This window comes from Methyloversatilis sp., from assembly GCF_051861465.1.
Lineage (GTDB): Bacteria > Pseudomonadota > Gammaproteobacteria > Burkholderiales > Rhodocyclaceae > Methyloversatilis.
The window spans coordinates 34,648-47,907 of the sequence record NZ_JBHYCQ010000005.1; the positions used below are offsets into that span (position 1 = coordinate 34,648).

General features: G+C 65.3%; 11 protein-coding genes and 1 tRNA gene. 11 read left to right on the plus strand and 1 reads right to left on the minus strand.

Annotated elements, in window-relative coordinates:
• The first annotated feature begins 1 nt into the window (after nucleotide 1).
• From ACTIFF_RS08300 to ACTIFF_RS08350, 11 genes are all read left to right on the plus strand, one after another.
• The gene (locus tag ACTIFF_RS08300) at nucleotides 2–1,537 is read left to right on the plus strand and encodes a class I SAM-dependent methyltransferase (RefSeq protein ID WP_439536410.1); all 1,536 of its coding nucleotides are present in this window, start codon (nucleotides 2–4) and stop codon (nucleotides 1,535–1,537) included.
• Nucleotides 1,538–1,550: 13 nt separating this feature from the next.
• Entirely contained in the window at nucleotides 1,551–2,786 is a 1,236-nt protein-coding gene (locus ACTIFF_RS08305; protein ID WP_439536411.1) for a glycosyltransferase, read from the plus strand.
• A gap of 23 nt (nucleotides 2,787–2,809) precedes the next feature.
• Nucleotides 2,810–4,006, plus strand: coding sequence for a glycosyltransferase family 4 protein (locus ACTIFF_RS08310; RefSeq protein WP_439536412.1), 1,197 nt, complete (start codon nucleotides 2,810–2,812; stop codon nucleotides 4,004–4,006).
• Nucleotides 4,003–5,268, plus strand: a complete 1,266-nt coding sequence (locus ACTIFF_RS08315; RefSeq protein WP_439536413.1) for a glycosyltransferase family 4 protein — start codon at nucleotides 4,003–4,005, stop codon at nucleotides 5,266–5,268. Before ACTIFF_RS08310 ends, ACTIFF_RS08315 begins: the two co-directional genes overlap by 4 nt.
• On the plus strand, nucleotides 5,265–6,146 hold the full coding sequence (locus ACTIFF_RS08320) for an SDR family oxidoreductase (protein ID WP_439536414.1): 882 nt from the start codon (nucleotides 5,265–5,267) through the stop codon (nucleotides 6,144–6,146). The genes ACTIFF_RS08315 and ACTIFF_RS08320 overlap by 4 nt, the downstream gene beginning before the upstream one ends.
• A gap of 81 nt (nucleotides 6,147–6,227) precedes the next feature.
• The gene (gene cysC / locus ACTIFF_RS08325; RefSeq protein ID WP_439536415.1) at nucleotides 6,228–6,815 is read left to right on the plus strand and encodes an adenylyl-sulfate kinase; all 588 of its coding nucleotides are present in this window, start codon (nucleotides 6,228–6,230) and stop codon (nucleotides 6,813–6,815) included.
• Nucleotides 6,816–6,930: 115 nt separating this feature from the next.
• The gene (cysD, locus tag ACTIFF_RS08330) at nucleotides 6,931–7,833 is read left to right on the plus strand and encodes a sulfate adenylyltransferase subunit CysD (protein WP_069039882.1); all 903 of its coding nucleotides are present in this window, start codon (nucleotides 6,931–6,933) and stop codon (nucleotides 7,831–7,833) included.
• Complete coding sequence (gene cysN / locus ACTIFF_RS08335; RefSeq protein WP_439536416.1) at nucleotides 7,833–9,563, plus strand: sulfate adenylyltransferase subunit CysN; 1,731 nt, start codon at nucleotides 7,833–7,835, stop codon at nucleotides 9,561–9,563. The genes cysD and cysN overlap by 1 nt, the downstream gene beginning before the upstream one ends.
• 191 nt (nucleotides 9,564–9,754) lie before the next feature.
• The gene (gene selD, locus ACTIFF_RS08340) at nucleotides 9,755–10,837 is read left to right on the plus strand and encodes a selenide, water dikinase SelD (RefSeq protein ID WP_439536417.1); all 1,083 of its coding nucleotides are present in this window, start codon (nucleotides 9,755–9,757) and stop codon (nucleotides 10,835–10,837) included.
• An 81-nt stretch (nucleotides 10,838–10,918) separates the two neighbouring features.
• Nucleotides 10,919–11,003: transfer RNA gene (locus tag ACTIFF_RS08345), tRNA-Leu, on the plus strand.
• 126 nt (nucleotides 11,004–11,129) lie between these two features.
• Nucleotides 11,130–12,086 carry a tRNA dihydrouridine synthase gene (locus ACTIFF_RS08350; protein ID WP_439536647.1) on the plus strand — a complete coding sequence of 319 codons (957 nt, stop codon included), beginning with the start codon at nucleotides 11,130–11,132 and terminating at the stop codon, nucleotides 12,084–12,086.
• A 25-nt stretch (nucleotides 12,087–12,111) separates the two neighbouring features.
• Here the strand turns inward: ACTIFF_RS08350 and ACTIFF_RS08355 are convergent, their stop codons facing one another.
• Nucleotides 12,112–13,248, minus strand: coding sequence for a hypothetical protein (locus tag ACTIFF_RS08355; RefSeq protein ID WP_439536418.1), 1,137 nt, complete (start codon nucleotides 13,246–13,248; stop codon nucleotides 12,112–12,114).
• Nucleotides 13,249–13,260: the final 12 nt, after the last annotated feature.

The following is a 13,260-nucleotide window of genomic DNA, read 5'->3' on the forward strand; positions in this document are numbered from 1 at the left end:
CATGCGGCCGCTTGTATCGGTCATCGTGGTGCTCGATGCCGATGAACAGACCGCTGCAGGCCGAATCGCGGATGCGAAGTCGCAGGACTGGACTGACCTCGAAGTCATCGTGGCCGCGACGGATGACCGGATGCAGGGCGCTCCGGGTGTGACTGTCACGGCCGGCAATCGGGCGGCTGCAATCAATGCAGGCGTTGCGGCCAGCCGCGGTGAGTACATCAGCCTGCATTTGCCGGGCGCGCACTATGCGCCAGACAAGGTGTCACGGCAGGTCCGCTTCATGGAAGCGTTCGAGTTGCAGCAGGCGGTGATTTTCTGCAATCACGCGCTGCGTGGGGGCGGCAGTCGGGCGGATTCCGAAGTCGTTCTGCGCGGCGTCGACCCGTCGGACATGTTTCGAGCCCTCTATTGCGGGCTCCCGCTGCAGTTCTGCGGTGCGCTGTTCCCGAGACGGGCTTTCGCCGATTGGGGGCCGCTGGACACGACGGCGCCGCAGGCCGCGCTGCACGGCTTCGTCCTGCAACTGAGTCGTCGCATGCCGTTCGTCGGCATGGCGGACACGCTGCTCCGGGTTGACGCCGCCTCGCCGGGCGGACAGGCACGGCGCGAACTCCGACGCCTCTACGCTCGAGTGCTGCCTGCGGTGCTGGACGACCTGCCCGGGGGGGCGCGGCATATCGCCCGCCTTGCGTGCCTGGGAGAGGCCATGTCGGCGCGTCTGTCGGACGGGCTGCCGATGGCCGCGCTGGACGTGTTGCGCCGGGCATTCGACGATGGATGCCGGTGGCTGTTCGAGCCGGCATCGCTGCGGGCATTGTTCGGACCTTCGATGCGTCTTGCGTTCCGGCGGCTGCCCGCACGCGTCAAGGCATCGTTGCGCAGGGCGGCGCGGCCGCGGAATGCGGTGGCGCACGGACGACTCGATTTTCAGTCCATCTACCGCGACAATGGATTCGGAGCCAACGAGTCCCGCTCAGGCGCAGGCTCGACGCGATTTCAGACGCGTATCATCCGGCGCGAATTGCCGATGCTGCTGCAAGAACTTGGCGCGCGGAGTCTGCTGGATATCCCCTGCGGAGATTTCCACTGGATGAGCGAGGTCGCACTGACGGGCATCGAGTACACCGGCGCCGATGTCGTGCAGGACATGGTCGACGCCAACCGGCGCCGGTATGGCGCTACCGGACGCACGTTCGTGCGGGTCGACCTTGTTGCCGGGCCACTGCCGCCGAGCGATGTCGTCTTTTGCCGCGACTGCCTCGTGCATCTTCCATTCGAAGACGCCCTGTCGGCGATCGCTACGATCTGCGACAGCCCGTGCGAATGGCTGCTCATGACCACCTTCACGCGAGGCGATCCGAACCGGGAACTCGATGACGAGGGCTGGCGGCCGCTCAACTTGACCCTGCCGCCGTTCAATTTTCCGCCGCCGGAACGCATGATCGTGGAGAAATGCACCGAAGCGGGCGGCCGCGCGGGCGACAAGATTCTCGGGCTGTGGCGGATCGCCGATCTGCCGCGCCCGGTGCGGCCATGAGGGGCTGTCGATAGTGCGCATCTTCGTGCTCCCGTCCTGGTGCCCGACGCAGGATGCTCCGTCGAGCGGTTCGTTCTTCTTCGAGCAGGCACATCTGCTGGCTGCGGCACGGCCTGACTGGTCGGTCGCCATCTGCGCGTTCGATCTTGCCGCTTCGCGCATTCCGTGGCGTCCATGGCAACTCCCGAAGTTTCTCCTGGGCGCGCAGCGCCGCCCCCGACTCGCGCACACGATTGCGGGCTCGGGCCTGCACGAGTACACGGTGGGTGCGCCTTTCCTGCCAGGGTTTGGCGCGGAACGAAGGTGGGAGGTGAATGCCGCGGCGCTGGCGAGGCACGTACGGCCCGCCTTGACTGACTTCATTCGCCGTGGGGGCACACCGCAGCTCATCCACGCGCACGCGGTCTATCCCGCGGGGGCAGCGGCGATTGAACTCGGCCGCGAATCCGGAATTCCGGTGGCGCTGACCGAGCACCTGGGGCCGTTTCCACCCGCCACGCTGTGTCGGCAGGACGGGCAGCCGATGCGGTTGGTGGCACGCACGTATGCAGGCGCCAAGGGCCACAGTGCGGTCAGTCGATCGCTGGCCGACCGTATCGTCGGACTTGGCCTGGCCAGCGATGTACAGGTCATCCCCAACTTTCTACCGGACGACTATGGCGCCGACGCTGCAGGAACGCGCGCGCAGAGCGACACGTTCTCCTTGCTGAGCGTCGGTGGCCCCAGTCGCGAAAAGGGAACCGACGTGCTGCTGCGCGCGCTTGCGCTTTGCGGGCCAGACGTGGTGCTGCGCCTGGTGGGCGACGGACCGGAACGTCCGCGTCTGCAGCAGCTTGCGGCTGATCTGGACATCGCGGATCGCGTCCGCTGGCTCGGTCTGCTGCCTCGAAGCAGCATGGCCGGGGTCTATCGTGACTGTGACGCGTTTGTGCTGCCGAGCCGGGCCGAAACCTTCGGTGTTGCCTTCATCGAAGCGCTGGCGTGCGGCAAGCCGCTCATTGCCACGCGCTGCGGCGGGCCGGAAGACATCGTGCGAGCCGGCAATGGCCTGCTGGTGCCAATCGACGATGTCGACGCGCTTGCGGTCGCGCTGAAGCGCATGCGTCATGAATCCATGAACTACCCGCCGGAACAGCTCAGGCAGGATTTCCGGGCCCGGTTTTCGGCTTCGGCAGTGGTGAATGACATCGAGAAGTGGTATTCACGCATCTTGCGCAATGATCCGCGCGGAGACGGTCAGGCAAATTGAATTCCATCCAGCCCGGCGTCGTGATGCTTACGCCCGACCGCCAGATTGACAGACGAATACTTCTTGAAGCGGACACCCTGGAGGCGGCCGGCTGGCGCGTGACGATCATCGGCATGCCGCTGGATGCGGATGCCGTCGACGATCCCCGCGTCGTTCGCGTGGGTACGACGGCCGGTGCGGTGTCGCGGGAGAACCGTGTGGCGGACGCTTATCGCCTGATACGGCGGCACCTGCCGATGAATGGCCGTCTGATGCGCCTGATGAAACGGCTCGCCTGGCGCTACGTGGTGGATCAGGAATCGTTCTACATGCGGCTGTTTCTGGATACCGCGTCAGCGTATCCGGCCGATGTGTACGTTGCGCACGATCTGCCCATGCTGCCGGTCGCGAGCCACCTGGCAGGGCGATCGGGCGCACGCGTCGTCTACGACAGCCATGAGCTGTATTGCGAACAGGAGTTTTCTGCGACAGAGCGGCAGCGCTGGTCGCAAATCGAGTCCAGGTACATTCATGGCTGCCATGCGGTGATCACCGTCAACCCTTCGATCGCGGCCGAGATCGAAAAGCGTTACGGGCTTTCGGATGTGCACGTGATCTACAACGCCGAACGCACGTCGACTGCGCCACCCCGCTCCCGCTACTTCCACGAAGTGTTTGCGCTCGAGCCGGGCAGGAAGGTGCTGCTGCTGCAGGGCGGGCTGTCCGCCGGACGCAACCTCGAGCATCTGGTCGAGGCGATGGCGCAGGTCGGCAACCAGGATGTGGTGCTGGTCCTGCTGGGCGATGGCGCGCTGCGTGACACGCTGAGCGCCCTGGCACGGTCCGCGGGTTCGGGTGCCCGGGTGCGCTTCCACCCGGCTGTTGCACAGCATGAACTGCTGGCGCTGACGGCCGCCGCGGATGCTGGCGTCATTCCCTACCAGGCGACCTGTCTGAACAACTACTACTGCACGCCCAACAAGCTGTTCGAATTCATCGCGGCAGGTACGCCTGTGCTGTCGAGTGATTTGCCCGAAATCACGCGCATCGTGCGTGGCAATGACATCGGACTGGTCGGGCGAATGGACAGTCCCGCGCATATCGCGGCCCTGATCGACGAATTTTTCGCCCCCACCGGGCGTCAGGTCGAATGGAAACAGAACGTGGCAAGTGCAAGAACGCGCATCTGCTGGGAAGAAGAGGAAGAGAAGCTGGTCAGCATCTACGAGGCCCTCAAATGAAGGTCGCCGTTGTTTACCAGTACTTTCAGGGGCATGGCGCACCGGGGCATTCCCTGATCTACGAACTGACGCAGCATCTGGCTGAGCGCGGCCATGAGGTGACCGTGATTTCCGGCGAGACCGGATACATGAAGCGCGATACGCCGACCCTTCCGTGGTATCGGAGGATGGTGCGCAAGGAGCGCGACGGCCAGGTGACCGTCGTGCGCACCTTCACCTATTCGGAGCTCCATCGCAGCTTCTTCGGACGTCTGATGAGCTTCCTGTCGTTCTCCCTTTCCTGCCCGGCAGGATTGCTGTCGATCGACAAGCCGGATGTCGTGCTCGCATCGTCACCGCCGATCTTTCCCATGTTCTCGACCTGGCTTGTCTGCAAGCTCCGCGGCATTCCGTTCGTGCTTGAAGTGAGGGACCTCTGGCCCGCATCCGCAGTTCAGATGGGCATCCTGAAGAACAGGCAGTTGATCGGGGTGATGTCGTGGATGGAACGGCTGCTGTACAACCAGTCGTCCAGAATCATCGCGTTGACCGAAGGCATCCGGGACGATATCTGTGCGCGCGGCTGGCCGGAACGCAAGGTGGAACTGGTTACCTGCGGCGTTGACGTCGACCGGCTCTATCCGGATGAGGCCGGTGCGGCGTTCGTGCGCGAGAGGCATGGCTGGCAAGGCCGGCGCATCATGCTGTATTTCGGCGCACTGGGAGAGGCCAACAACATCCCGGTGATTCTCAGGACTGCGCAGCGCATGCGTGACAGGCATGATGTTCTGTTCGTGCTGATCGGCGACGGCATGAAGCGCCAGGCGACCGAAAGGGAGGTGTCTTCGCTGGCGCTCGCCAACGTCGTGATGCTGCCGCCCGTGCCCAAGGATGATGCCCGGATGTACATCAGTGCAGCGGATGCATGCCTCGTCACGTTGCGCGACATCCCGCTGTTCGACGGCGCCATCCCGACCAAGCTGATCGATTACATGGCGTGTGGAAAGCCGGTGCTGTGCGGCGTGCGTGGCGAGGCGCAGCGCATCGTCGAAGATGCCGCCGCCGGCTTGATTTTCGAGCCGGATGATGATGAGCACCTTGCCGGGCTCGTTGCGGGAATCCTGGACGACGGGAGCGCCGCTGCCCGCATGGGCAGGGATGGCCTGGCGTATGTCAGGAGCCGTTTCCCTGCGTCGAGAATGCGCACCCAGATGGAAGTCGCGCTGATCGACGTCGTGCAGGGCCGATCCGCTGAACATCCTCCGGAAGACAGGTCATCTTGAGTTCCGGAACCATCCGGCGTGTCGCCATCGTCGGCTCGGCGAGCCAGATCGGGCGGGCGTTGCTGCCGTGCCTCGAAGCGGCTGCCATCGAAGCGGTCCTGATCGGACGTCGGGCCGTTCCCGAGGCGCCCATGCCTGTTCATCGGTTCGATGACGCTCATCGGACCTTTGAACCGTCGCTTTCGAAGGTCGATGCCGTGATTTCGCTGGCACCCCTCCCGGTCATTGGCCGTGTGCTTGATATGGCGGAAGCGCTTGGTGCCAGAAGGGTCATTGCCTTCGGCTCGACCGGCAGATTCTCGAAGGTCGACTCGAGCTCGGACATCGAGCGAGATTTCGTGGCGCAGCAGACACAGGCCGAGCATCTGTTCGCCACTCGCAGCCAAAGCGCCGGCATCGCATGGACGCTGTTTCGCCCGACGATGATCTATGGTGCGGACCTCGATCTGAATGTGGCCTTCATTCGTGCGGTCGTCCGACAGGCGGGTTTTTTCCCGCTTCTGCGGGGCGCGCGTGGTTTGCGACAGCCGGTCCACATCGGCGATCTCGCCAACGCATGCGTTGCTGCGCTGGCGTCGGAGCGAAGCCTGAATCGGGCCTACGATCTCGGTGGCGGCGAGGTACTGGCCTTTCCCGAACTGGTCAGACGGATATTCGAGTCCGAGCGCAAACGTCCCGTGCTCGTGCCGGTGCCACGGTTCGCGTACACCGTGATCGTTGCATTGGCGAGCAGGCTCCCTCGATACCGGTTCATCCGTCCGCAGATGGTCGACCGCATGTGCGACGACCTGATCGCCGACAACACTGACGCGGCAAGGGATTTCGGTTATCGACCGCGGCGCTTCGAGCCCGGTGCCGCAGTCGGCAAGGAGCGGTGATCGATCCGGTCCGCACGCCGGGCCGCATGGCATGCGTCGCATCGCCTCAACAGCAAATACTTCGCGCACGGGAAGCACATGATGAACAGCAACAGGAATGTGGTGTGGCAAGGCGGACAGGTCCGCCGGAGCGAACGCGAAGACATGTTTTCCCAGTCTGCGATGACGCTCTGGCTGACCGGGCTGAGCGCGGCCGGAAAGTCGACGCTGGCTTTCGCGCTGGAACGCCATCTGATTGATCAGGGGCGCGCATGCTATGTGCTCGACGGCGACAATGTTAGGCATGGACTGAACCGCAATCTCGGCTTCAGTGAGGTCGACCGCAGCGAGAACATCCGGCGCGTTGCCGAGGTGGCGCGGCTGATGAACGATGCCGGCCTGATCGTCGTTTCGGCGCTGATTTCCCCCACCATTGCCGACCGCAACATGGCGCGCGGCATCATCGGCGTGCGCGATTTCCGCGAGGTTTTCGTCAGCACGCCACTGGTCGTGTGCGAATCACGGGATCCGAAAGGCCTATACGGCAGGGCGCGGAGCGGCGAACTGGCGCATTTCACGGGGGTGTCGGCGCCTTACGAGCCGCCGGAATCGCCCGACCTGGTCATCGATACGGCCGCCGTCGAACTGGACACCGCGGTCAAGTTGATGGCGGCGCTGATCAAGACGTGATGCTCGCCGCGCCCGGCTGACCCACGAAGCGCGAGGCGCTGTAAAATCCCGCTCCTCCTGTGTCCGCCCGCATCGTCGGGTCGGCGCGCAACCCTGCTTCCCGGTTTTCATCACGATGACTACATTGACCCACCTGCAACGGCTGGAAGCCGAAAGCATCCACATCATGCGTGAGGTGGTGGCCGAGGCTGAAAACCCGGTCATGCTCTACTCGGTCGGCAAGGACAGCGCGGTCATGCTGCACCTGGCCGCCAAGGCCTTCTACCCGTCAGTGCCGCCGTTTCCGCTTCTCCATGTGGATACCACGTGGAAATTCAAGGCGATGTACGAATTCCGCGATGCGATGGCACGCAAGCTGGGCATGGACCTGCTCGTGCATATCAATCCTGATGCCAAGTCGCGCAACATCAACCCGTTCGATCATGGTTCGGCGCTGCACACCGACCTGTGGAAGACCGAAGGCCTGAAGCAGGCGCTCGACAAGTACAAGTTCGATGCCGCCTTCGGCGGCGCGCGGCGCGACGAAGAAAAGTCGCGCGCCAAGGAACGCATCTTTTCCTTCCGCACCGCGCAGCACCGCTGGGACCCGAAGAGCCAGCGCCCGGAACTGTGGAAGCTGTACAACGCCCGCAAGCACCCCGGCGAGTCGATCCGCGTGTTCCCGATCTCGAACTGGACCGAACTCGACATCTGGCAATACATCCACCTGGAAAACATTCCCATCGTGCCGCTGTATTTCGCTGCCGAACGCCCGGTGGTCGAGCGCGACGGCACGCTGATCATGGTCGACGACGACCGCATGCCGCTGCGCCCGGGCGAGGTGCCGCAGATGAAGAGCGTGCGCTTCCGGACGCTGGGCTGCTACCCGCTGACCGGCGCGGTCGAATCGACCGCTGCCACGCTGACCGACATCATCCAGGAAATGCTGCTGACGACGACCTCGGAGCGGCAGGGCCGCGTGATCGACCACGATTCGACCGGTTCGATGGAAAAGAAGAAGCAGGAAGGGTATTTCTGATGGCACACGTTTCCGACCTGATCGCCGAAGACATCGGTGCCTACCTCAAGCAGCACGAGCACAAGAGCCTGCTGCGTTTCATCACCTGCGGCAGCGTGGACGATGGCAAGAGCACGCTGATCGGCCGCCTGCTGTACGAATCGAAGATGCTGTTCGAAGACCAGCTGGCCGCGCTGGAAGCCGACTCGAAGAAGGTCGGCACGCAGGGCGGCGATCTCGACTTCGCGCTGCTCGTCGATGGTCTTTCGGCCGAGCGCGAACAGGGCATCACGATCGACGTGGCGTATCGCTTCTTCTCGACCGACCGGCGCAAATTCATCGTCGCCGACACGCCGGGCCATGAGCAATACACGCGAAACATGGTGACCGGTGCGTCGACGGCCGATCTGGCGATCATTCTGGTCGATGCCCGTCACGGCGTGCAGACGCAGACGCGCCGCCACAGCTTCCTGGTGTCGCTGATCGGCATCAAGCGCGTGGTGGTCGCGATCAACAAGATGGATCTGGTCGGTTTCTCGCAGGACGTGTATGACCGCATCGAGCGTGACTACCGTGCTTTCGCGGCGCAGATCGGCCTGAACGACATCCTGTGCATTCCGATGTCGGCGCTGCGCGGAGACAACGTCACCGACAAGAGCGACCGCACGCCCTGGTATGCGGGCCCGACGCTGATGGAGCATCTCGAAACGGTGCCGATCGATGACGACCAGACGAGCGGCCCGTTCCGTCTGCCCGTGCAGTGGGTCAATCGACCCAATCTCGACTTCCGCGGCTTCTCCGGCCTGATCGCTTCGGGCAGGGTGCGCCCCGGTGACCGCATCCGCGTGCAGCCTTCCGGCCGCGACAGCACGGTCGAGCGCATCGTCGTGTCGGGCGGCGATCTGCCGGAAGCAGTGGCCGGTCAGTCGGTCACGCTGACGCTGACCGACGAGATCGACTGCAGCCGCGGCGACGTCATCGTCACCGCGTCACAACCGTCCGGCGCCGGCGACAGCTTCGACGCCACGCTGGTGTGGATGAGCGACGAAGCGCTCGCCACCGGTCGCAGCTATCTGATGAAGAGCGGCACGCGCACCGTCGGCGCCACGATCAACGCGATCGAATACCGCGTCAATGTGAACACGATGGAGCGCGGCGAAGCGGCAGCCCTGGCGCTGAATGAAATCGGCCGCGTCGCGCTCGTGACCGATCGACTGATCGCGTTCGACCCGTATGAAGCGGTGCGTGACACCGGCAGCTTCATCCTGATCGACCGCCTGAGCAACAACACGGTTGGCGCAGGCCTTTTGCACGGTGCGCGCAGCAAGCCGCGTGATCTTGGTTGGACGCAGCTCGACACCGGCCGCGCCGCACGGGCCGCGCTCAAGCAGCAGTCGCCGCTGCTGCTGTGGGCCGGCGAAGGCATCGACGCGACGCGGCTGGAGCAGAAGCTGATGTCGCTCGGCCGCCATACGCTGACCGTACCTGCAGCCACCGCCGACCTGCTGCGCGTCGCCGGGCTGTTGCTCGACGCCGGCCTGATCGTCGTCATCGATGCCGAATCGGCACAGCCGCCCAGTCTGGGCGCGGTGATCGCGGCGGGCGATCACATCCAACTGACGGTCGCCTTCGGTGCATCGCAGGCATCGCTGGACGAAACCGGCAGCGTGCTGGCGGTACCCGATGGGGTCGCCGAAGAGCAGGTCGAGCAGATCGTCGAAACGCTGCGCAGGGCAGGGCGGCTGGGCTGACCGGCTTCCTGCCGCGGACGTGCGCGGCAGGAAGTCTTTCAGGGCAGACGAAAACCCCTGGAAGCATCCTTCCGGGGGGCTTGCCGTGCTTTGTTCCCCGCACCCTGCATCCGGTCTTTCCGCGTCCGGATGCGGCGGGGCAAATTCTCGATTCCACACCGCTGCCAGCGCTTCAATCACCGGATTGCCTGATGACCACCCCTTCGACACCTGACGCCCCGGGCACCGAACCCCGTCTGACCTCGCTGTCGCATGGCGGGGGCTGCGGCTGCAAGATCGCGCCCGGCGTGCTGTCGGACATCCTGCGCGGCATGCCCGCGATGCCGTTGCCGCCCCAGCTCATGGTGGGCATCGAAACGTCGGACGACGCGGCGGTGTACCGTCTGAACGCCGAGCAGGCGCTGGTGGCCACCACCGATTTCTTCATGCCGATCGTCGACGATCCTTACGACTTCGGGCGCATCGCGGCGACCAATGCGCTGAGCGACGTCTATGCCATGGGCGGGCGGCCCATCATGGCACTGGCGCTGGTCGGCATGCCGATCAACGTGCTGTCGGTTGCCACCATCGGCCGCATTCTCGAAGGCGGCGCCAGCGTGTGCCGCGATGCCGGCATTCCGGTGGCGGGCGGTCACACGATCGACTCGGTCGAAGCGATCTACGGTCTGGTCGCCATGGGGCTGGTGCATCCGGAGCAAGTGCGTCGCAACGCCGACGCGCGGCCGGGCGATCTGCTGGTGCTCGGCAAGCCGCTTGGTGTCGGCATTCTTTCGGCGGCGCTGAAGAAGGGCGTACTTGATGACGCCGGATACGCCCGCATGATCGCCACGACAACACAATTGAATACGCCCGGGCCTGATCTTGCCGCCCTGCCGGGCGTGCATGCGATGACCGACGTGACCGGGTTCGGGCTCGCCGGCCATGCGCTCGAACTGGCGCGCGGTGCCGGCTGCGACCTGCACATCGACTGGGCGCAGGTGCCGCTGCTCGACGGCGTACGCGCGCTGGCGGTCGCAGGCTGCGTCACCGGCGCTTCGGGTCGCAACTGGGGGGGCTACGGCAGCGAAGTGTTGCTGCCGGACGGCTTCGCCGCCGAAGACCGAGCCCTGCTGACCGATCCGCAGACCAGCGGCGGCCTGCTCGTGACGTGCGAACCGTCCAGCCTGGAGGCCGTTTGCGCCGTGTTCGACCGCCATGGTTTTGCCGCGCCGGCGGTCATCGGCGAGGTTGGCAGCAAGCGCGATGGACCGCGACTGCGCGTGCGTCAGCGCTGACCGGCGGGCGCGCCGCCAGGCGCGCGCGCATGCTATTTTTCGAGCGGCATGTTTTCGCAGCGGCAGGGCATGCGCGTCTTGGCCCGGATGGTGAAACTGGTAGACACAAGGGACTTAAAATCCCTCGACGCAAGTCATGCGGGTTCGATTCCCGCTCCGGGCACCATGGATTGCGCAGGAGCGGCCGCATCACCGTGTGCCGCCTGATGCAGCGATAATCGCATTCCTTCCAGCGTCACTTCCCCGCATGTCCGTCCCGTCGTCCGACTCACCCCGCTTGCTGCTTGCGCCGATGGAAGGCTTGCTCGACGCACGCCTGCGTGCGGTCGTCACGCAGGCGACGCACTACGACTGGTGCGTGACCGAATTCGTCCGTGTCACCAATATGCTGCTGCCGGCACGCGTCTACACGCGCGTTGCGCCCGAACTGCTCGCACAGTCGGTAACGGCCGGCGGGGTTCCGCTGCGCGTTCAGTTGCTTGGCTCGGATCCGGCCTGCCTCGCCGACAACGCCGACCTGCTGGCGCAGCTGCATCCGGCGGGCATCGATCTGAATTTCGGCTGCCCCGCGCCGACGGTGAACCGTCATCGCGGCGGCGCGGTGCTGCTCGACGAGCCGGAACTGCTGTACGACATCGTGCAGACGGTGAGCCGCGCGCTGGCCGGCCGTGTGCCCTTCACCGCCAAGATGCGGCTCGGCGTGAAGGACACCGCGCGCGCCATCGAGGCGGCGCAGGCCCTGGCCGACGGCGGCGCGCAGATGATCGTCGTGCATGCCCGCACCAAGGCCGACGGTTACCGCCCGCCGGCGCACTGGCCGTGGATCGCGCGCATTGCCGAATCGGTGAAGGTGCCGGTAATCGCCAATGGCGAAATCTGGACGGTGGCGGATTACCTGCGCTGCCGGGCGGAAAGCGGTCTGGGTGACGTGATGCTCGGCCGCGGCGCGGTGGCCGACCCGCTGCTGGCCGAACGCATCCGGCGGCACCTTCGGGGTGAGGCAGCGACCGCACCGGCGCAGGACTGGCTGCATCTCGCGCCACTGCTTGCGGAATACTGGCGGCGCGTGCTCGGCCACGTCGAAGCGCGACACGCAGCCGGTCGGCTCAAGCAATGGTTGAACCTGCTGCGGCGCACCTACCCGAAGGCTGAGGGGCTCTACCAGCAACTGCGGCCGGTGCGCGCCAATGATGACATCGAGCGCATCCTGCTTGCCGCCGTGGCGCCGGTGCAGGCGCTCGCCGCGTGAGCTTCATCCGGCGCAGCGGCGTTGCCTATTCAGGCTTGCCCAGCCTGTCGACCATATTCATCAGCGTACGGATCTGCGGGGCATCGCGCGTGGCATAGCCGTGCAGATCGGTCGGCGTGGTATAGCCCCACCAGTCCCAGCAGCCCATCGGATTGCCGACGCTGTCCCAGCTGCCGCGTTCCAGCGGCTTGATCGCGCCGACGCGCGGAAACAGCAGCACCAGGCGCAGCGGTCCGGCCCAGCGCGTGTAGCCCCCACCTTCGCTGAAGGCCTGGAACGCTTCGTCCGTCATGCCCTGCTGGCAGCCATGCAGCGCGACATGAATGCCGCACTTTTCGTCCCGGCAACGCTCGGGCACGAAGACATGCGCCGATTCGGCCAGACCCAGCATGCGCATCGCAGCGTCCGGATCGGCCATGCCAGGTGTGACCGGCACATGGTCGGCCTGACGCAGCGCGTACCACTGGCCGGCGCCATCGTCGGCCCGGGCGCGCGGCTTCTTGTACAGGCTGCGCAGCATGAAGCCGGCAGCATCGAAATCGCAGCCGCTGACGAAATCCTCGTCGCTGACGTCGCACGCGCCCTGCGCAGGATCGTTCGTCGGCAGGGTATGCGGCGTGGCGCGCGGCTCTCCGCGCACGATCAGACCGTTGAAATGCAGGAAGAAGGTGTGCTGCGCCGCCGATGCCTTGGCGCCGACCACGCGGTCTTCGCTGCCGCGGTATTCCCAGATGCGTTGACCGGCCATGTTGGAGACTGGGTCGATGCGGTCGCGCTGCGCCAGTTTCTTCGTGTCGGCAATCAGGTCCTGCACTTCGATGTCGCGCTCGCCCGAACTGAACAGCGACAGCCCGAACATCGGTCCGAACAGTTCGCGCAACCAGGTGCGCCCCAGCGTCAGGCAGTCATTGGTCGCCTTGGTGACGAACCCCTGCGCACACAGATAGGGCGGCCCGGACACGATGCCGATGCCGCGCACCCGCGACGAATGCGCCACGCCCATCTGCACCGCCATGGCGGCACCGGACGACAGGCCGGATACGGTGAAATGCCGGTGATCGAGGTTCAGCGGTGGCGGTGAATCCAGTGCCGGAGCGGCCGACGCGCTGGCGAGCAGGACGACTGCGAGGAATGTGCGGCGGATGAAGCAGAAGGTGGGCATGGTGGAATCTGA